The sequence below is a fragment of the Priestia sp. USM5 genome, assembly GCF_058323215.1.
Genome location: NZ_JBSGKN010000001.1, coordinates 2,483,233 through 2,503,810, shown reverse-complemented (window position 1 = coordinate 2,503,810; position 20,578 = coordinate 2,483,233). Strand labels below are relative to the sequence as shown.

The window sequence follows — 20,578 nt, the reverse complement described above, 5'->3', positions numbered from 1 at the left end:
AAGATGATTCAAGGAATTAATCATATATGCTTTTCTGTGTCAAATTTAGAACGGTCCATCATATTTTATCAAAAAGTGTTAGGGGCGGAACTTTTAGTAAAAGGAAAGTCCACCGCTTACTTTAGTCTAAATGGAATGTGGCTCGCGTTAAACGAAGAAAAAGATATTCCTAGATCAGAAATTCAGTATTCGTATACTCATTTAGCATTTTCTATTTCCATTGAAAGTTTTGACCAAGCAAAAGAGCTGTTAAAACAGCATAATGTAAATATCTTACCTGGAAGAAATCGTGACGAGAGAGACAAAAAATCTATTTATTTTACGGATCCTGACGGTCATAAATTTGAATTTCATACTGGTACGCTCCAAGACCGTTTAGCGTATTACCAAGAAGAAAAGCCTCATATGACATTTTATTCGCCAAAAGAGTAGTACTAAAATAGTTATATAAGGTTACAGTTTTATTACATTCGCATTCCTCGCTCAGTTATCATTAAATAAACGATTCTGTTGTGATATAATGGAAAAAAAGTGAGGAGGAGGAAGAATGTATACCGCAAAACAGGTGAAGTTTGGTTCGCATATTGTGATAGGCGTACTTTTCGGCATCCTAGCTGCAATGTTAATCGGCACTTTTTATCAAAATGTACCAGGTGTATTACCGTACGGGATGATTAGCGGACTTGCAGTAGGACTCATAGCAGATACATATTATACAATTAAAACAAAAATAAAGGTTATCTAATATAGTGTAGTACTATTCTCAGGAGAAATAAAAGATTCCTTTTGAAAATAGTACTATTTTTGTGAGAAAAACAGTTAATTTCTATTTTAGAAAAACAAGTTAACGCGCTAAAAAAATTGTGAATTTACTATTTTGAATCAGCAATAGGGGATTGAAATATCGAATTAACTCTAAGTATAGAATTATATATTAAAGTAACTAACCGTTTTCTAAACAGTGAAACGGTTTTTACTTAGTTTCGTTGCGCGTCAGATAAAAGGTCTAATAATTAAGCAATTGTTCGTAAAACTGAGGATAAGAGATTTTTTAAAGCTGCTACTAACAGATAGAATATTGTTGCTTTTAATGGTTTATCTATAGAAAACTTGATAATTTTTCTAAAATCGTTCTTTTGGAGTACATAATATATGCTATCATTGTTTGGTGAAAAAACTACATACCAAAAAAAGGAGAAAAAATGAAGAATTTAAGAAAAATCGGCCTAGGACTTGTAGCATCTTTGCTATCTATTAGTTTAGTAGCTTGTGGATCAACGAAAGAAGAACAAAAACAAGGATCTGCTAAGCAAGAGCAGAAACAAATGGGGAAAGAGCAGAAAAAACTCGAACAAAAACTCTCTAAATTAGAGAGTGAGTATGAAGAATATACAAAAGAAAAAGGATATATGGAATCTGATGATTATCTTGTTTTTGAAGCAGACTTTAACATACTAGCAAAGTCAATTGAAAGCAAGAATATTCTTCAGGGCGATGATGGTGAACTAGACAAACATGTAAAAGACTTAAAAACTGAGATAGACCATTTAAGTAATGATCAAGCAATAAAAGCTCAGAAGCGTTATGGTTCCGCAGTAGATGTGTACAAGGCTGCAATTGGTACTCATATGCATATTGTGTTAACTAAAGCGGATATTACTCAGCACTTTAATGCGGTGAACACTATTGAGTTAGACAAAGATTTTAATGCAGATAGCTACGATTATGAAAAAATTGATGCAGACGCAACTGAGGCTATTAAGTCTATACAAGGAATGCCTATGAAAAGAATAAAGCTTATTAAGGAAGAGTTGGAGAAATATAAAGCTAGCTTTAGTACTGAAGAATATAATCAATTGAATTCCGCAGTCACTAGCGTAACTTCGTCATTAAATAAACAAGTTGAAATGCTAGAAGTTCTACAAAAAGAAAGTGGTAAGGATAAATCAACTTTAGAAGAAAACACAAAAGCTGCTGAAACACAATTTTTAGATGCTAAAGAAAAAGTGTCTGCATTTGAATCTAAATATGATATCCAAATGTAAAATATATGCTTTAAATACAATTGTTTATTAAAATAAAAAGCCGTTTCTTAACCAAAGAAACGGCTTTTTATTATTTCTCTCTATTGATCTTTGGTGTACGTAAGAAGAGAGAGTAATAACGCAATTAGAGTCAATAGCGTCGCAAATAAGAATACATCGTTACTACCATATCTATAGTCGAAGTTGTTATTGCTTTAGCGAGGTGTTCCGTAGTTTGTTGCGTCATAATTGTAACAAGTATAGCAGTACCAATTGAACCTGCAACTTGACGAATTGTATTATTTAAAGCTGTACCGTGAGAAATTAAATGTTGAGGTAATTGGTTGATGCATTCAGTCACAATCGGCATCATAATTAATGCACCTGGCAATAATAGTAGATCTGATTGAAGCGGCGTAAAGCCTCGAATGCTTTATAGATAGATTGGCAGCGGTTTTGAAATTATTTAGGATGAAACATAAAAAATTATAATAAGATTTGTTGAAAATCAACTTGGGAATTATTGATGTAATTTTCTGAAACTTTTATTAGTGCTATAACGTATAGTAAGTATAGGGAATGTTAATTTAAATTCCTTTTTGCGGAAAAACGTTTAACATAAAGTCGAATCATCTGTTAGTTCTGTTTTGTTTAAAAGAATGTGGAGGGGATAGTTATTAAAAAACTTGCCATTTTACTTGTTGGAGGGCTTTTATCCTGCGGAGGATATATGCTGTATTACGCGACGCTAGGTGAACTAAAGAAGAAAGAGGGGATATTAAAATGACAATGTGGCTATGGGCAGGCGGATGTATAGTGTTTTTGTTAGCAATGGGTTACATTGCAGATCGTGTAGCAATAAGGAGAAACATTGAATTTAGTCCCGAGGATGGAATTAAAAATGCTACAGATGCAGAACAAATTTATGTGGAGAGCTATTTGAATGAAACAAAAAATACGAATAATAATATACCGCTTTAATAGAAATTATAAATAAAAGGTTTATCCGCTGCTACTTGCATTAGGGATAAGCCTTTTTGTTTTATACTTAGTTCCAAACTTCGTCTAAAGTATCTCTAAACAATTGATCTAATTCATATGTAGGGTCATCTAATTCTACAGATAAAGTTCTGACGTATTTGTCTAAACGGCCAATTTCTAAGTTTAAAAATTCATTAATAACATTGATGCGTGGTTCTAAATCTAGCTCATCACCACTAATTTTACGCTTTAACAGCTTACTAACCTCTTCTTTTAATTCTCCTTCTGGTAACAGTTTCTCTAAGAGAATAGGGAATTCTAGTGGAGGAAATTCATTATATTGTTCAACCCACTTAGCAGCTAACACGGGTCTTAAAACGTAAAAATATTTTTTGATTTTTACTTCGTCACCTTGTAAATACTCTCTAAAGTTATTTCTAGCCATATTTAAATAGTGGTATATACAAGAAGTAGGAGTAAAGATGTTAGAATGTAGTTTTTTCATTTTATCAAATGTTGAATACGCCTTGTAATATACAATGTTTGATTGCATCCATTCTAGTAAAGGTGGGTTTGATTTTCTAAAAAGTTTTAATGTCTTGGTTAAGTCCCAGCCGCTAACATCTAATAGGTCATTAATAGGTAGCTCTATTACATCTCGCTTTTTACCTACACCGATTGGGTCAATGCTTAAATATTTATTTTTCTTATGAATATAAATAAATCTAACATCATAATCGCTATCTTTAGATGGAAAGTCCCACGCTCTACTTCCAGATTCACAAGCGTATAATACCTTTACGTCGTAATCTTCTTCAATTTTCTTTAAAGCTGCAACAATTGTTTCTCTCATAACCCAACCTCATTTTCTTTTAATGCTTTTTATATACAAAAGCTATTACTATTTCTCCTATTATATTTCATAATGTATGGAAAATGGTAAATAAATAAAAAAAGCTTCCTTTAAGCCTCTAAAAATCTACGAAAATATAGAGAGTGAAAAACTATATCACTCAAAAAGCACTATATCCAATCCCTTTCTGCGGTAACAGGTTAGAAGCGTATACAGTTCTGCACGGTGATGGTATAAATGAGACTGATTTATTCAACTAAATACTGCATTTTTTGATTCAGCCAGTACTCTGATTTTTCATTGTTATCGAGCTTGATATAGCAATCGATAATTTCATCATAAATGAATTCTTTTTCTTCTACTAAATCAATAAATTTAACGAGTAAAAATACGGCTTTCGAAACTTTTCCATTCTCACAAAGCCATTCTTTCATCCAGATTAATAGATCAAGAAGAATAATCTCTATTTTCACTCGGATATCAAGGAACCAGTCGTCATAAATCGTTGTTAAATAATGAGGAACTAATTGATGCAGGCGCTGTTCAGCCTCCTTGAATTTCAGAGACGGGTCAGACTGTTCGGTTATCCACTGAAGGTCAGTTAGTAAATCTAATCCATCGCTTGACACATCGGCATTTAAAGAAATGAGCTGCCTGTTAACAAGTAAAACCGGCTCTGAATTTTCTGCGTTCAATAATTTTTTTAAATGAGACAAGTAGACGCGTAAATTCTTTTTGGCGTTGCTTAAAGGCATTTCGGGCCACAGCGCTTCGCATAGCTGTTCCCTGCTGATAGAATGATGAAAAATAAGATATAGTAAAATTTCTTGAGCAAAGCGCTTATTCCAGCCTTCTGTAATAAGCTGACCATTTACATAGACGGAAAAAGAGTATAAGAAATCTACTTTAAGAGAGGGTGTGTGGGCATGGAATTCTTTTTGTATGTCTATAGCCGTATCACTTTCCCAGTTCTTAAGTATTTTCATAGGATCATTCTTTAAAGAAGGCAGCTGAGATGTATTACTTTTAATAAAATCTATGACAATTTCTCTGAATAAAGCTGTTTTTTCTTTTATTAGAAATAAAGAGTGTGCGTTAGGTATGGTCATATGACTGTAGTTTTTTAAAAACATCGTTTTTGAAATCAGATACTGAGATGAAAACAGCAAATCATGTTGGCCAGATAAAGTGAGTACAGGAAGTGAAATGCTGCTTAGCTCTTGAAATAGACTGGCTGTAATAGAAAGTTTAACGAAGCGGAAATATACATTGGGATCCATTTGTTTAAGTCTTTCAATAACCTCTTGTATGTTTGTATATTCCAGACTTTCCAGTTTGCCTAATTCAAGGATTTTATTTACCGGTATTTGATTTTTGCTTTCTTCGTTGTAACATCTCTTAATCTTTTGAATGGTGCTATCTGAATAAAAAGGAAGAGACAGTAGTATCAGTCCTTCAATAAGAAATTCATAGCGGGCGGTAAATTTAACAGCGATTTGTCCTCCAAATCCCACTCCAACTAAGTAACACTTCTTTATATGTAACGTATGTAATAAGAGAAAAAGATCTTCAATATGAGCCTCAAACGATAATTCTCCTGTAGCAGAGGCGCTCTTTCCTGTCTCTCTCAAATCGTAATGAATAACACGGTAATGTTGGGTTAATTCCGCAGTAATAGAATCAAAAAGCGTATGATCAGTGACACAAGAATGAACCATAACAACGGTTTCTGTCTTGTCAGTGAACACGGGCGAATGAATTTCATAGTAAATTTTTTCTGTCGCCGTATGCAGAAAAGGCATAAAAGCAATCCTCCTAGTGTCTAACTGTAGCGTTTGTGTAACGGTAAAATCATTATGATAGGAATAGACAAAAATTTCAAAAAAATTGGTTCTTTTTAGCAAATATAAAATGTCTAATGTTCTAGTAATATCCATTATACTGTAAAACCATAGTGAAAAATAAGGGAGAATGCCCAAAAACAGAAAAAAGAAAACGTTCTCAATTCCCGGAAAAGAAGAAAGGAAGCGAATTATGAATTTTAAAGACGAAAATGCGTTAGACTTAGAATGGGTTATGCTCATAATGGAAGCAAAAGAAACAGGTATAAGCATTGAGGAAATTAGACAATTTTTACAAAGTATTAGTTCAAGTTCTTAGCCGATACATCAGTAAGGAAATAAAGAATTCGTTACGCATAGCTAACCTTTATAGCGGGTCTCAAGCTATGTCCACTAGATGTATAATTATCCCTTTACAGTAAGAACGTTTATTTATAATGCACGATAAAGTGAAATTATGGTATTATTATCGATAAGTAAGCATTAGTAAGGGTGATTATAATGACAATTGGTCAACGTATTCGAGATCTTAGAATGAAACAGGGAATATCGCTAACAGAACTTGCAAACCGAGCGGGTGTTGCTAAATCGTACATATCTTCAGTAGAAAGAGGAATTCAGCTCAACCCATCTATTCAATTTCTAAACAAAATTTCTACCTCATTGAACGTGAGTATTGATAGATTGATTCATGAGCCTATGGATAAGTCTGAATCGTTGGATATTGATAATGAGTGGCTTGAGTTAGCAAAAGAAGCAGCGGAGTCAGGAATAAGCAAAGAGCAGTTTAAACAATTTCTTGAATTTCAAAAATGGCAGCGGGCAAAGCAAGATTAACTTCGCGGAATATACATAAAAGAGAACTTACATAGCACAACTGCTAAAAAATCATGATTGCAAAAAAGAGATTCCATTTATCTATGGAATCTCTTTTTTGTTGACTTAAGAAGAAATAAAATGAGACGGGAATTCTTTTTCTCGCTGAAACTGAATACGTTCAAGAGTTATTAATCTTGGCTTTCTTTTCTGTTCAAACTGTCTCAATGTTTCTGAAATCTCTTTGTTTTGATAAAAAACTTGATGCAGTAAGTCAGACAGTAAGTCAGCATCTTTTAATGACTCGTTTAATCCAAAAGCGCCAGTAGGAGTCATCGTATGAGCAGCATCACCTAACAAGAGCAGGTGATGTTTTGACCACACTTCGCTTATGCTGCTTTGCACAGAAAGAAGCGTAAAGTCTGACCACGACTTAATAAACCTTTCAATTGAAAGGTTTAAGCTAGGGAAAGCCTCTATTAAACGCTGAATAAACGGTTTAAACGATTGTTTTCGAAGAGCAGGATAGCTGTCTTTTTCAATATTCCATCCGATTTGAACAAAGCCTTTTGCTTGAGAAAAAAGCGCTACCTGCTGCTGCTTCACAAGCGCAAATTTAATAGAAGGCTCCCAGTTGGCAGGTGCAGGAATTTTCGCCCAAAGCAAATCGTATCCATGATTATGAATATTGTTTTTTATGTGCGCAAGTTTGCGAACAGTTGAATATCGACCATCTGCTCCAATAATGATTTTACTTTCAACTATTGTTTCACCCCGGCCTTTTTGCTGAGCTTTTATTCCAGTATATTGTCCTTTTTCATTTTGCGTTAGCTCCGTTACTTTTGTGCCCAGCATAAGTTTGTAGGAGGGATGGCTGCTTGCTCGGCTATCTATAGACTGAAGAAGATGCTGCTGTGGAACATGAATTCCTGCATGTCCAAGTTCAGATTCTATCGTTTTGAATACATGTCCATCTTTCCAGTATTCGACCCTAGACATTCGAAGGAGGCCTAAGCTTTCAATTTCTTCAAATATATGATGTTTTTTAAGAATCATTTCTCCATCTTCATTTAAATGTTCGCCTCGAAATTCTTTTCCAAGCTTATCAGATCTCTCTATCAGTATAGTTGATATATTTTGTTTAGCCAGTAGATAGGCTAGTAGAGCACCGCCTGGTCCGGCTCCTATTATACACACATCTGTTTGATAGTTCATTTTCTTCACCTTGTTTGTTATATGCAATTAAGTTACTTTTAGTAAGTATATTAACTTTTATAAATGTTAATGTCAACTTTTTTATAGCTTTTCTTCTATGGAATTCGTTCTTTGGTCGAAACACAAATAAGGTTTTACATAAACAAAGTCAAAGATTAAGTTTTATGGTAAACTAAAATACACAAATTATTTTGAATAATTTGTATAAAAAGGTGAAATTTAAACATTGTTGAGAAAAAGCACGGTTGGAAAGCTGCAGGATTTTTAGCAAGAAGAGTAGAGAACGTCTCTGAAAATTCTAGCAAACTCCAATTTCGACTGGAGGATGATTATGACAAAAGTAGAACATTATATTCAAACATTGGGTAACAGTGCAGATTTGCTAACGAAAAAGCAGACAAGCATTTACTTCGAAAAACTTTCAAACACCTTTCCTTTTTTAACAATCATGCAAATTAATTGGAGAAAAGTATTAATTAAAAAGTCCGCCCGGCATATTGAAGAAATCAAAAAATGGCTTCAAGAGATGAATATAAAAGAACATCAGGTTGTTTTATTTTGGAAACGAGCAACTAAAGCCGTAAGCGTCGATTTAGCTCAGGCTCTAACGTTTTTCCAACAAACAGCTGATCTTACAGAAGAAGCGTTTATTTACTGTCCGTCTGTTGACTATGTCATTGAATATTTTAAAGACGGTAAAATGATGATTGGTTTAGCAGCACGTTAATTAAAAGGGAAAAAAGCTGAGGGAAGAGGGGGAATGAGAACTTCTTCACTCGGCTTTTTATGCATATAAACTCTAAAAAATACGAAACATAACGTTATTTACAACATAAATTACCTTCTCTTTATAATTAGTGGGAAAAGTATTGACATTTTCCATAAAACAAATATAATTAACATTAATCATATTGTTAATTGTAAAAAGAGTGATCAGGAGAAATGCTGAATGTCGAACAAAAAAGCAATGACGAATCAAATGAAAAAAGAATACCCTAAACCCTATGGCTATACGTCAGATATTGCTGTATTTACGATTGTGACGGAAGAAAAAGAACCATACAAACCACCTAAAATGAATTTAAAATTAATGCTTATCCAGCGAGCAATGCTAAACGCGGAGGGAGAAAAGAACAGCGAAGCAGGAAAGTGGGCGCTTCCCGGCGGATTTGTCCATCCTGATGAATCAGCTTTTGAAGCGGCTAAAAGAGAGCTCGAAGAAGAAACGGGCGTGAACGATATCCATTTAAAACACTATGGTGTCTATGATGAGCCCGGAAGAGACGATAGGGGATGGGTCATCACAAACGCACATTATGCAATTGTCCCAGAAGATAGTCTAATAAAACGAAAAGCGAATGATGATGCTGCTCGAGTTGAATTATTTAAAATAGATGAAATCTTTTCATTGCCTTTAGCTTTTGATCATGAAATCATCATTCGAGATGCAATCAAGGAAATTAAGAAAGATTTATTGCAAACGACTATTGCTCAGAAGTTTCTGCCTTCTCAGTTTACATACTCTGAACTGCAGGCTGTGCTGCTTACCGTAACGGATGATGCGGCAATTAAAAGTGATCAGGCGTTTGCACGAAAAATAAGAATGCTGCCATTCATTGAAGAAGTAGACGGAAAAACAACGACGAGAACGTCTAAAAAGCCAACAAAGCTCTACCGGTTTGTTGAGATGAATGTGATGAAGCCAATCTATACAGCACGCTATTAAAAGAAAAAACTTTCAATTCAAATAATTAACAATATGTTAACTGTTAATTTTTATTTATGAGGGGGAAACATAATGAAAAAAGCACTGATTAACATTGATTATACCAATGATTTTGTAGCTGAAAACGGAGCTTTGACATGCGGAGAACCAGGGCAACACATTGAAACATCTATAAGCGATATCACGCGTCAATTTATTGAGCAAGACGAGTATGTCGTGTTTGCCATTGATTTTCATAAAGAAAATGATTCCTTGCATCCAGAATCAGCGCTGTTTCCGCCTCATAATATTGAAGGTTCTGCAGGAAGGAAGCTATACGGAAAGTTAAATGATTTATATAATGTGTATCAATCAAAGGCAAATGTAGAATGGATAAATAAAACGAGATACAGCGCATTTGCTGGAACAGATCTGGAGATTAAACTGCGAGAAAGACAGATTACCGATGTCTACTTAGCAGGTGTATGTACGGATATCTGTGTACTTCATACAGCAGTAGATGCTTATAATAAAGGATTTGCTATTTATATTTATGAAAAAGCCGTAGCGAGCTTTAATCAAAAAGGCCATGAGTGGGCGCTCGAACACTTTAAATCTTGCCTCGGAGCAGAAATTATTTAAGGACATAAAAGTGGAGGAAATCAATGAATATGTTTACAGATGACAGCGTAATGCTACACACCGATTTATATCAAATTAATATGGGAGAAACGTATTGGGAAGATAACATTCATCAAAAGAAGGCTGTTTTTGAAGTTTTTTTCCGCAAACTTCCTTTTGGGAATGGGTATGCTGTTTTTGCTGGATTAGAAAGAATTATTGAATATATTAAAGCATTTAAATTTAGCGAATCTGATTTAACGTACTTGCACGAAGAATTAGGTTTTAAAGAAGATTATTTAGCTTACTTAAAAGACCTTACATTTACTGGGACAATTCGATGTATGCGTGAAGGTGAGCTTGTGTTTCATAATGAACCAATTTTACGTGTAGAAGCACCGTTAATTGAAGCTCAGCTTGTAGAAACAGCGATTTTAAATATTGTGAATTACCAAACGCTGATTGCAACAAAAGCAGCCCGAATCAAACATGTAGTAGGAGATCAAGTGGCAATGGAGTTTGGAACGCGACGCGCTCAAGAAATGGATGCTGCTATTTGGGGAACAAGAGCAGCCTATATTGGCGGATTTGGTGCTACTTCTAACGTGCGTGCAGGAAAGAAATTTGGAATTCCAGTTGCAGGAACGCATGCCCATGCAATGGTGCAAGCTTATAAAGATGAATATATTGCATTTCATAAATACGCTCGTCGCCATAAAAACTGTGTGTTTCTAGTTGATACGTACGACACCTTAAAATCAGGAGTTCCCAATGCGATTAAAGTAGCAAAAGAATTAGGAGACAAAATTAATTTTACGGCAATTCGTTTAGACAGCGGCGATTTAACTTATTTGTCTAAAAAAGCTCGTCAAATGTTGGATGAAGCAGGGTTTACAGAGACAAAAATTGTTGCTTCCAACGATTTAGATGAAGATACGATTATGCATTTAAAGTCGCAAGGTGCACAGATAGACATGTGGGGAATTGGTACGAAGCTCATTACTGCATATGATCAGCCGGCGCTTGGAGCAGTGTATAAACTCGTCTCTATTGAAGGAGAAAATGGCGAGATGATGGATACGATTAAAATTAGTGCGAATCCTGAAAAAGTCAGTACACCAGGGTTAAAGCGCGTATATCGTATTATTAATAATTTGAATGGGAAATCTGAAGGGGATTATATTACGATGGAAGACGAAGACCCTCAAAGCGAAGAGCGTTTAAAAATGTTCCACCCTGTTCATACGTTTATCAGTAAATTCGTCACAAATTTTGAGGCAAAAGAACTTCATCATGATATCTTTGTAAACGGAAAGCTTGTGTATGAAACAGAAGAACTTCAAGAAATTCAGCAGTACGTAAAAGATAATTTAGAGCTGCTTTGGGATGAATATAAGCGCACGCGCAATCCAGAAGAATATCCAGTAGATTTAAGCGAAAAGTGTTGGGAAAATAAAACGCGTCAAATTGCGTACGTAAAACAAAAAGTAGCGGAAGCCCTAAATAAAAAATAGTAGGGAGCTGGAGACATGTCAGATACGCTTGCTTATTTTCAACAGCTAAACCCTGATAAGAAAATAGATACGCTTTTAGAAAAAGGAGCGAAAATTGGGATTTATGGTTCATCTTTTGATCCGGTTACCAACGTTCATCTTTGGACGGCATCAACGGTTGCGCATCGAAAGAAGTTAGATGCTATTATCTTCTTGCCTTCATCGCACAAACGGACAGACAAAAAGCTCCAAACGTCCGATGAACACCGTGTAAATATGGTTAGCTTAGCGATTAAAGACAACCCGAAATTTTTGCTCGATACGTATGAGCTAGACGTATTGCCCGGCTATCATTACACATACTACACTATGGAGCACTTTAAAAAATTGCTCCCACACGCTGACTTATTTTTTATTATGGGAGCCGACTTACTGCAAGATATTGGTGAGGGCAAGTGGAAGAAAGCAGATGAACTTATTAGTCAAAACCAGTTTATCATCATGGCAAGAGAGGGAATAGACATGTTGAAAGCTATTAGTCATTCTCCTTTGCTTCGAAATTATGACGACGGCCGGTTTCAGCTTCTTGATAAGGGGCTAGCAATGGAAATCAGCTCTACTTATATTCGTCAAGAATTTGCCAGGGGCGGAGAACCACGATATTTAATGCCTGATCTCTGTTATTTTTATAGTAAAAAACATGGATTGTATCAGTAAGAAATCTACATATAATGGAAGGAGAGCATGTATCATGTCAGACATGCAAGAAAAAATAAGAAAAGAGCTACATGTGAAATCTGAAATTGATCCAGCACAAGAAATTCGTGCCCGTGTTGATTTTTTGAAAAACTACCTAAAGTCAGCAAATGCAAAAGGCTTTGTATTAGGTATAAGCGGAGGGCAGGACTCTAGTTTAGCTGGACGATTAGCGCAGATTGCTGTAGACGAATTGCGAAAAGAAGAATATGAAGCCAAATTTGTAGCCGTTCGCTTGCCTCATGGCACGCAGCATGATGAAGCGGATGCGAAGGCGTCACTAGAATTTATTAAACCTAATGAAACATATACATTTAATATTAAAAACACGGTGGAAGCATTTGAAAGTTCGTTTACAGGTTCTACAGATATAGCGCTGTCTGATTTTCATAAAGGAAATGTCAAAGCACGTACGCGTATGATTGTACAGTATGCAATCGGAGGAGAAAACGGCCTTTTAGTTATCGGAACCGATCATGCAGCAGAAGCAGTAACAGGCTTTTTTACAAAATACGGAGATGGCGGAGCAGACGTGCTGCCTCTAACGGGATTAACAAAACGTCAAGGAAAAGCATTGCTAAAAGAATTAGGTGCAGATAAACGATTGTACGAAAAAGTACCAACAGCTGACTTATTAGATAATAGTCCTGGTCAATCTGATGAAACGGAACTAGGAATTTCTTATGATGAACTAGACGATTATTTGGAAGGAAAAGAAGTATCACAAGAAGCCGCTGAAAAAATTGAACAGCGCTATCGTATTACTGAACATAAGCGTCAGTTACCGGCTAGCATGTTTGATGAATGGTGGAAATGAGAGAAATGCCCATATTAGAGATCTAATATGGGCATTATTTTGACTGATTTCTTTCATAAAACAAAAAAGTGGCGGAAAAAGTGTAATTTAACAAATTGTTTTCTCATACACACTTTGTTATTCTTACGCACTTTGGTATAATGAAGTGCTTTTAATATTATTGAGGAGGAACATTTTTTATGGCAGTTGAAGTAGGTAGCAAGGTACAAGGGAAAGTAACAGGTATTACTAATTTTGGAGCATTTGTAGAATTACCTGGAGGTCAAACTGGGCTTGTACATATTAGTGAGGTAGCTGACAGCTATGTAAAAGACATTAATGACCATCTTAAAGTTGGTCAAGAAATTGAAGTGAAAGTCGTTAATGAGAAAGACGGAAAAATTGGATTATCGATTAAAAAAGCGATAGATAAACCGGAAAGACCCTCATCTTCTTATTCACAACGCCCGCCACGTCAGGCAAGAAATAATGATAATCGTTCTAAAAGCAACTTCCAACCAAAGGAAAACTTCGAACAAAAAATGGCGCGTTTCTTAAAAGATAGTGAAGATAATTTATCTACACTAAAACGCAGCACTGAATCAAAACGAGGTGGCAGAGGCGGAAGACGCGGATAAATCCCTTCCACTCTAACTACTTTATTATATAGTTGAAGCAAGCCAGTAAAAATTGGCTTGCTTCTTTTTTGTGATAGCTTAAATACATGCGCTAGAAGAAGTAAAGAGAAGGTTAAGCACTTACTTAGTTGTAAAGTAGATGCCAATCGTGACAAGAGATGAAAGAAGATCAAGGATGAGTAGGATGAAATTTAAATCTATCATAATCATACCTCCCTTTTTGCGAGCGTTGACGTTAGTATCTGCACGAACTACTTTTATTATTCGTAATTTTTAAAAATTTCATTTAATTAAATGCGATATTCCATATTAAATTAAACTATGTTCTAAATAATAATTAATAAAATAAAAAACGCTTATAAGAACAATTTTCTTAAAATAATAAAAAAACCTTATAAGTAAACGAAGAGAAAGTAGGAATGAGTCCCCCATCGAAATAGCTAAATTAACAGAAATTCGTCAGTATTCTTGTATATTCATCTAATTCCTTCATAATTTTAGGAATAAAAAAGTGCTGAAAAAGCAAAGAACAGACAAAATTCTTCCTTTTTTGAGCAGTAGTGCTCAGTTTGGAGAAATATATAAAATGATTCCATAGACTCAAGGATTTTATAGTAATATATAGAACTTCCATACTATTCTAGTTTTTAGCTCATTAGCTAAGTAAAAGATGCGTATGTTTTGGGGATGAAGACATACATAGTCGTACGAATTATAGAGAGAAATGGAGAGGGAAAAACGATGAAAAAAGTATCAATTCGGGCTGTATTGAGTACAGTAGCATTTTCGGTTGCTTTATCTTCTTTTGCAATGGGAGCATCGGCTAATGGAAATTCAAAGCCGGCGCTGGAACCGTCACTAGTTAAAATTCAAGGAGACTATAACTTAAAGTCGGCTAAAAAAGTAAAAGTTATTGTGGAGTTAAATGAAGAGTCTGTAGCGGAAGCCAAGAAAAAAGGAGTAGCGCAAAGTAAAGGAAAGATTAAAAAAGCGCGTGACGAAGTGAAAAAAGAACTTTCAAAAGCTTCTAAAACTTCAAAAGTAAAGCGAGAATACGACCAAGTGTTTTCCGGGTTTTCAGCGGAACTTCCGGCTAATGACCTTGAAAAAGTAGCAAGTTTACCTGGAGTAAAAGCTATTTATCCAAGCGTTGAATATCATACAACAGAAGTGAAATCGAAAGAAGTGAGCGCCGAAGAATACGGTTCTGAAATGGATAAAAGCATTTACTACGTGGGAGCAGATCAAGCGTGGAAATCAGGATATACAGGTAAAAATATGACCGTAGCTGTTATCGATACAGGCGTTGATTACGACCACCCGGATTTAAAGTCGGCGTTTGAGAAATATAAAGGATGGGATTTTGTTGATGATGACAAAGACCCTCAAGAAACGCCGGCTGGAGATCCAAAAGGCGAAGCGACAACGCACGGTACGCACGTAGCGGGAACAATTGCAGCGGACGGAAAAATTAAAGGGATAGCTCCTGATGCTCATTTACTTGCGTATCGTGTATTAGGTCCAGGAGGAACGGGTTCAACAGAAGACGTGATTGCCGGTATTGAACGTGCGGTAGAAGACGGGGCGGATGTAATGAACCTGTCGCTTGGAGATACGATTAATAATCCGGACTTGGCAACGAGTATTGCATTAGATTGGGCAATGGAAGAAGGAGTAGTAGCCGTTACATCAAATGGAAACAGTGGACCAGCTAACTGGACAGTAGGCTCTCCGGGAACGTCTCGTGAAGCTATTTCAGTTGGTGCGACTCAGCTTCCTTACAATTTGTATAAAACGACATTAACCGTAGATAACGCAAGCTATGCTTCAGCTGAAGTAATGGGCTTTCCAAACGACAAGGCGTTACTGGATGCAAGCGGTAAAAATTATGAATTTGTACCTGTCGGACTTGGAAAACCAGAAGATTTTGAAGGAAAGGATGTAAAAGGAAAAGTAGCGGTTATTTCCCGCGGTGACATTGCATTTGTAGATAAAGTTGACAATGCGAAAAAAGCTGGCGCTGTTGCAACAGTCATTTACAATAACGTAGAAGGAACAATTCCTGATATTCCAGGTATATCTCTGCCGAGTGTTCGCCTATCGAAAGCCGATGGACAAGCTTTGATATCTTCTTTAGCAAAAGGATCCGTCACAGGCTCTTTTACTGCAACCTTTAATCAGACAGTCGATGAAACAATGGCTGACTTTTCATCTCGCGGACCGGTTGTGGATACGTGGATGATTAAGCCGGACATTTCGGCACCGGGAGTCGATATTATCAGTACAGTGCCAACCAATGATCCAAGCAATCCTCATGGATATGGATCAAAACAAGGAACAAGCATGGCCGCACCGCACGTAGCAGGAGCAGCAGCGTTAATTTTACAGGCGCATCCCAATTATAAAGTAGAAGACGTAAAAGCATCTTTAATGAACACAACGGAACTGCTTCGTGACCGCAACGGGCTCATTTACCCTCATAATACGCAGGGTGCAGGAAGCATGCGCGTAGTAGATGCAATTAAAGCAAAAACGCTTATTACCCCAGGAAGTCACTCGTACGGCGTCTTTTATAAAGATAAAGGGAAACAAGTAGAAAAACAAAGCTTTAAGATTAAAAATCTATCAAATCACAGTCAAAAATACTCGGTCAAAGTGAAATTTAAGAAAAGCCATCAAGCAATTGACGTTAAATCAACAAACGATTTAGTTGTTAATGCAGGAAAAACGCAAAAAGTAAATCTCAATGTAAAAGTAGATGCAGGGAAATTATCTCCTGGCTATTACGAAGGCACAATTACGGTAAGTAACAATAAAGAAACGTACAATGTTCCAACGATCTTATTTGTAAAAGAGCCGGATTATCCTCGCGTTACTTCTGCGTATGTAGATGTACTAGGAAATGGCTCGTTTGAATACGGCAGTTATTTACCAGGAGGAGCAGAGAAGCTTAGCTATTACATTTACGATGCAACGCTAGAAAAAGGGGAATTGTTAAGTTCGTATACGAATGTAGGAAAAGGATTCTCTAGCGCAACGTGGGACGGAAAAATTAATGGTGAAGCTCTTCCAGCGGGAACGTATTATTTATACGCAGAAGCAGTAAAAGCAGGTCAGACGACCGGTTCTTTAGGAGAATTTGAAATTCAATAAATAAAAAAGAGTGTCAGTTACACTGACACTCTTTTTTTATTGAGCCGTATATCCTCCATCGATCACAGCAGCTTGGCCGGTGACGCCTTTTGCTAAATCACTTGCTAAAAACATTGCGTAGTCTGCAATTTCATCAACTGCCAGCAAGCGTTTTTGAGGAACAAGAGGATAAATAACTTCTTCTAGCACTTTTTCAAGCGCTACATTTCGCGTACGTGCTAAATCTTTTAATTGATTTTGAACAAGCGGTGTATCAACATAACCAGGGCAAATCGCATTTACCGTAATGCCGTGCTCCGCACCTTCAAGAGCAGCCACTTTCGTTAAGCCAATCACGCCGTGCTTAGCACTGTTGTATGCCGCTTTTCCTGAGAAACCAATCAATCCGTTAATGGAAGACATGTTCAAAATGCGGCCGAATTTTTGCTTTTTCATAATAGGAAACGCATGCTTAGTCGCAACAAAAGGTGCAACAAGCATAATTTTCGTTAAAAGTTCAAATTTTTCAGTAGGAAATTCTTCGAGCGGGGAAACAAATTGCATGCCAGCATTGTTAATTAATACATCAAGGCGGCCATATGTTTCAACCGTTTGAGCAATCATTTGTTCAATGTCACTTTCATTTGTCACATCTGCTTTAATGCCTAATGCTTCGTAGCCTTTTGTCTTCAATTTGTCTGCTGCTTTCTTAACCCCGTCTTCATTCAAGTCAGTTAAGACAACAGTCGCTCCGTCTTCAGCAAAGCGCTCACCAATTTGATAACCAATACCTTGAGCTGCACCTGTAATTAACACAATTTTGTTTTCAACCATCGTTTTTTCCCCCTTATATGTAGATGATATAAAATCGCTTACTTTTCCATTTTATCAAAAATTATCTTAATTTAGCGAGTATTTTAACTGTACTTTACGCGAAAAGAATGGGTGTGGGAAGGGGTGTTTACTACCTTTACTTCCACATTGCTGACAGAAGCGAACGGCGAGGGACCTTTTTTAATTTCTTCAATAAATTTTTGGATATTACTTTCTTCACCTTCAGCATCAATTTCTACTTTTTGATCTTCACGATTTCGTACCCATCCGTTAATGGAGCATTCCATTGCTTTTAGCTGCGTGTAGTGACGGAACCCAACCCCTTGAACGCGTCCGTCTACAATCATATGCACATGTTTTTTCACTGTTCTCACCTCACAGGCAATTTTCCCTTTTTTATAAAAAAGAAAACAACTATAATCTTACTTTTCACTGTATAATAGAAAAAGACATTGTAAGACTTTAACAGTTTTAATGTAGATTAAATAAGAAAGAAGGGTTATGAATGCAAGCAGCAGCACGAACGCAGCAAGCGCAGCCGGCGACGATTTACCGTATTTTATTTGCTATTAGTTTAGGACATTTCCTAAATGATTGTATGCAGTCTGTTATACCGGCACTTTTTCCAGTCCTTGAAAAATCGATGAATTTAAACTACACGCAAATCGGCTGGATTGCCTTTGCTTTAAACATGACGTCATCGATTATGCAGCCGGTATTCGGCGTATTTGCCGATAAGCGTCCCTCGCCGTTTTTATTGCCAATTGCAATGTGTTTAAGCATGATTGGTATGGTTGGACTCGCTTTAGCGCCAAATTTTTATTTTGTGATTATATCTGTTTTATTTGTAGGATTCGGATCCGCTATTTTTCACCCGGAAGGTTCTCGCGTAGCGTATATGGCAGCAGGAGGAAAGCGGGGGCTGGCACAGTCTATTTATCAAGTTGGCGGGAATACTGGACAGTCGATGGCTCCGCTGTTTACGGCATTTATCTTTATCGGACTTGGTCAGTTTGGAACAATTTGGTTTACGTTAATTGCAGGTATCGGCGTAGTGGTTCTATACAGCGTCTCTAAATGGTATAAATCAGAGTTAGCTACTCGTCAACGCTTGAAGAAAAAGCAGTCAGATGCTTCATTTACGATGAACAAGCAAATTATTTTTGCGATTGGACTTTTAATTTTTCTCGTTTTTGCACGTTCATGGTACGGAGCAGGCATCCTTAATTTCTTTCAGTTTTATATTATTGAAAAATTTAATTTGCCTATCAAAAGCGCTCAGCTTTACGTTTTTTTATTTATGATTGCAGGGGTGTTTGGAACATTCTTTGGAGGTCCGCTTGCCGATCGTTTCGGAAAACGAAATATTTTATTGTTTTCTATGTTAGGGTCAGTACCGTTTACTTTATTACTCCCTCACGTTTCTCTCGGAGTCGCAGCGCCTCTTTTAATACTAATCGGCTTTATTCTCCAGTCAAGTTTCAGCGTCACGGTCGTCTATGCTCAAGAGCTGATGCCGGGGAAAATTGGCTTGGTTTCCGGCTTAATTGTAGGGCTTGCTTTTGGGATGGGAGCTTTAGGAGCTGTTGTATTCGGTAAATTAGCTGATGTCTTCAGCCTTCAGTTTATTATGCTGTTTTGCAGCTATTTACCAATCCTAGGGCTGTTAACATGGCTGTTGCCGAGCGATAAGCGTGTGAAAGAAATACACGAAGCAAAATAAGAAAAAGAAAAAGCAAACGCGCCTTAGCGTTTGCTTTTTTTATGAGCGTGAAGCAAATTTCAAGACGAATTCATATTTTTCTCCTACAATAGATACAATAGAAATTGAAAATCGAAAGGAAGAATCAGCTATGATTAAGCTAAGCGTATTGGATCAGTCTCCAGTTTCAAGCGGATCAACACCAAAGGAAGCGTTAAAACGTACGGTGGAACTGGCAAAATTAACGGAAAAGTTGGGCTACCACCGCTTTTGGGTAGCGGAACATCATAATACGAACGGTCTTGCAGGCTCATCTCCAACTCTTTTAATGACGCACTTAGCTTCTCAAACGAGCCGAATCCGAATTGGATCTGGAGGAGTCCTTCTTCCTCAATACAGTCCGTATAAAGTAGCAGAAGATGCTCAGCTGCTTGAAAATCTGTTTCCGAACCGAATCGATTTAGGTCTTGGACGCTCACCGGGAGGAGATGCGCTGACGCGGCTAGCGCTTACAGATGGAGTACGTAAAAGCCTCAATGAATTTCCGCGTCAAATTCAGGCGTTAAAAGGGCATCTTGAGCATAATTTGCCGTCTGATCATCCGTATTACGGTGTGACAGCTTATCCGTTAAGTGAAACAAAGCCGGAACTGTGGCATCTTGGTATCAATAAAAGAGGAGCAAGATCAGCTGCTGAGCTGGGCATTTCTTTTACGTTTGGACACTTTATTTATTCAGTTGGTGGACAAGAAGCCATTCGTCATTATAAACAAGAATTTATCCCTTCTTCGTATCAATCAAAGCCTAAAACCAACGTATGTGTATTTGTTGTATGTGCAGAAACAACAGAAGAAGCCGAGGAGCACGCCAAAACGCTAGATGATTGGCTGTTGAAAGTAGCCAAAGGCGGAGACACAACGGTTTCATCGATAGAAGAAGTGCGCAATCGTTCTTATTCAGAAGAAGAGCTTAAAAAAATAAGCACCAATCGTCCTCGTATGATCGTAGGAAATCCAGCTGAAGTAAAACAAGGATTAACGCAGCTGCAGCAAAAATACGATAACGACGAATTTTTAATTATTACAAATATCCATGATTATGAAGCAAAAAAGAAGTCTTATCAACTGCTTGCAGAGCTATTTCCTCAACCCTCATTTTTTTAAGAAAAAGAT

Annotated in this window: 21 protein-coding genes and 1 pseudogene; 16 read left to right on the top strand and 6 right to left on the bottom strand. The window is 36.7% G+C overall.

Features of this window, described 5'->3' with window-relative positions; translation table 11 throughout:
• Positions 1–3 precede the first annotated feature (3 nt).
• The 3 genes from fosB to ACWATA_RS13530 all read left to right on the top strand — a co-directional run bounded on the left by fosB (position 4) and on the right by ACWATA_RS13530 (position 2,045).
• Positions 4–432, top strand: a complete 429-nt coding sequence (fosB, locus tag ACWATA_RS13540) for a FosB/FosD family fosfomycin resistance bacillithiol transferase (protein WP_033578879.1) — start codon at positions 4–6, stop codon at positions 430–432.
• 115 nt (positions 433–547) lie between these two features.
• A complete protein-coding gene (locus tag ACWATA_RS13535) occupies positions 548–745 on the top strand; it encodes a hypothetical protein (RefSeq protein WP_016763981.1) in 198 nt (65 codons plus the stop codon).
• A gap of 457 nt (positions 746–1,202) precedes the next feature.
• The gene (locus tag ACWATA_RS13530; RefSeq protein WP_098626818.1) at positions 1,203–2,045 is read left to right on the top strand and encodes a hypothetical protein; all 843 of its coding nucleotides are present in this window, start codon (positions 1,203–1,205) and stop codon (positions 2,043–2,045) included.
• A 196-nt stretch (positions 2,046–2,241) separates the two neighbouring features.
• On the opposite strand, the pseudogene ACWATA_RS13525 reads toward ACWATA_RS13530, so the two are convergent.
• Positions 2,242–2,475 (bottom strand): annotated as a pseudogene (locus ACWATA_RS13525) (hypothetical protein); the annotation flags it as partial.
• A gap of 332 nt (positions 2,476–2,807) precedes the next feature.
• Here ACWATA_RS13525 and ACWATA_RS13520 point away from each other — a divergent pair.
• Complete coding sequence (locus ACWATA_RS13520; protein ID WP_045290429.1) at positions 2,808–3,005, top strand: hypothetical protein; 198 nt, start codon at positions 2,808–2,810, stop codon at positions 3,003–3,005.
• Between the two features lie 67 nt (positions 3,006–3,072).
• Here the strand turns inward: ACWATA_RS13520 and ACWATA_RS13515 are convergent, their stop codons facing one another.
• Positions 3,073–3,858 (bottom strand): nucleotidyltransferase domain-containing protein, encoded by a 786-nt coding sequence (locus ACWATA_RS13515; protein WP_154991391.1) that lies wholly within the window; start codon positions 3,856–3,858, stop codon positions 3,073–3,075.
• 248 nt (positions 3,859–4,106) lie between these two features.
• Positions 4,107–5,660, bottom strand: coding sequence for an alpha/beta hydrolase (locus ACWATA_RS13510; protein WP_154988883.1), 1,554 nt, complete (start codon positions 5,658–5,660; stop codon positions 4,107–4,109).
• 232 nt (positions 5,661–5,892) lie between these two features.
• Here ACWATA_RS13510 and ACWATA_RS13505 point away from each other — a divergent pair, with 232 nt between their 5' ends.
• Entirely contained in the window at positions 5,893–6,018 is a 126-nt protein-coding gene (locus ACWATA_RS13505; protein ID WP_154991390.1) for an anti-repressor SinI family protein, read from the top strand.
• A gap of 182 nt (positions 6,019–6,200) precedes the next feature.
• A complete protein-coding gene (locus ACWATA_RS13500) occupies positions 6,201–6,536 on the top strand; it encodes a helix-turn-helix domain-containing protein (protein ID WP_033578883.1) in 336 nt (111 codons plus the stop codon).
• A gap of 105 nt (positions 6,537–6,641) precedes the next feature.
• On the opposite strand, the gene ACWATA_RS13495 is transcribed toward ACWATA_RS13500, so the two are convergent.
• Positions 6,642–7,730, bottom strand: coding sequence for an FAD-dependent monooxygenase (locus tag ACWATA_RS13495; protein WP_328158816.1), 1,089 nt, complete (start codon positions 7,728–7,730; stop codon positions 6,642–6,644).
• A 331-nt stretch (positions 7,731–8,061) separates the two neighbouring features.
• On the opposite strand from ACWATA_RS13495, the gene ACWATA_RS13490 reads away from it, so the two are divergent.
• From ACWATA_RS13490 to ACWATA_RS13455, 8 genes are all read left to right on the top strand, one after another.
• The gene (locus ACWATA_RS13490) at positions 8,062–8,457 is read left to right on the top strand and encodes a CDI toxin immunity protein (protein ID WP_014460246.1); all 396 of its coding nucleotides are present in this window, start codon (positions 8,062–8,064) and stop codon (positions 8,455–8,457) included.
• Positions 8,458–8,679: 222 nt separating this feature from the next.
• The gene (locus tag ACWATA_RS13485; RefSeq protein WP_028413475.1) at positions 8,680–9,456 is read left to right on the top strand and encodes an NUDIX domain-containing protein; all 777 of its coding nucleotides are present in this window, start codon (positions 8,680–8,682) and stop codon (positions 9,454–9,456) included.
• 72 nt (positions 9,457–9,528) lie between these two features.
• The gene (locus ACWATA_RS13480; RefSeq protein WP_108674691.1) at positions 9,529–10,077 is read left to right on the top strand and encodes a cysteine hydrolase family protein; all 549 of its coding nucleotides are present in this window, start codon (positions 9,529–9,531) and stop codon (positions 10,075–10,077) included.
• 23 nt (positions 10,078–10,100) lie between these two features.
• Positions 10,101–11,570, top strand: coding sequence for a nicotinate phosphoribosyltransferase (locus tag ACWATA_RS13475; protein ID WP_028413473.1), 1,470 nt, complete (start codon positions 10,101–10,103; stop codon positions 11,568–11,570).
• 15 nt (positions 11,571–11,585) lie between these two features.
• On the top strand, positions 11,586–12,266 hold the full coding sequence (gene nadD, locus ACWATA_RS13470) for a nicotinate (nicotinamide) nucleotide adenylyltransferase (RefSeq protein WP_049164380.1): 681 nt from the start codon (positions 11,586–11,588) through the stop codon (positions 12,264–12,266).
• Between the two features lie 34 nt (positions 12,267–12,300).
• Entirely contained in the window at positions 12,301–13,122 is an 822-nt protein-coding gene (gene nadE, locus ACWATA_RS13465) for an NAD(+) synthase (protein ID WP_033578887.1), read from the top strand.
• Between the two features lie 179 nt (positions 13,123–13,301).
• The gene (locus ACWATA_RS13460) at positions 13,302–13,739 is read left to right on the top strand and encodes a S1 domain-containing RNA-binding protein (RefSeq protein ID WP_013056909.1); all 438 of its coding nucleotides are present in this window, start codon (positions 13,302–13,304) and stop codon (positions 13,737–13,739) included.
• A 741-nt stretch (positions 13,740–14,480) separates the two neighbouring features.
• Positions 14,481–16,892: a S8 family serine peptidase gene (locus ACWATA_RS13455; protein ID WP_473049920.1), complete on the top strand. Its 2,412-nt coding sequence runs from the start codon at positions 14,481–14,483 to the stop codon at positions 16,890–16,892.
• Between the two features lie 36 nt (positions 16,893–16,928).
• Here ACWATA_RS13455 and ACWATA_RS13450 read toward each other — a convergent pair whose 3' ends face one another.
• Positions 16,929–17,705, bottom strand: coding sequence for a 3-hydroxybutyrate dehydrogenase (locus ACWATA_RS13450; RefSeq protein ID WP_013056911.1), 777 nt, complete (start codon positions 17,703–17,705; stop codon positions 16,929–16,931).
• A gap of 83 nt (positions 17,706–17,788) precedes the next feature.
• Complete coding sequence (locus ACWATA_RS13445) at positions 17,789–18,070, bottom strand: acylphosphatase (protein WP_028413469.1); 282 nt, start codon at positions 18,068–18,070, stop codon at positions 17,789–17,791.
• A gap of 140 nt (positions 18,071–18,210) precedes the next feature.
• On the opposite strand from ACWATA_RS13445, the gene ACWATA_RS13440 reads away from it, so the two are divergent.
• Positions 18,211–19,428 carry an MFS transporter gene (locus tag ACWATA_RS13440; protein WP_028413468.1) on the top strand — a complete coding sequence of 406 codons (1,218 nt, stop codon included), beginning with the start codon at positions 18,211–18,213 and terminating at the stop codon, positions 19,426–19,428.
• A 130-nt stretch (positions 19,429–19,558) separates the two neighbouring features.
• Positions 19,559–20,569, top strand: coding sequence for an LLM class flavin-dependent oxidoreductase (locus tag ACWATA_RS13435; protein WP_028413467.1), 1,011 nt, complete (start codon positions 19,559–19,561; stop codon positions 20,567–20,569).
• Positions 20,570–20,578 lie beyond the last annotated feature (9 nt).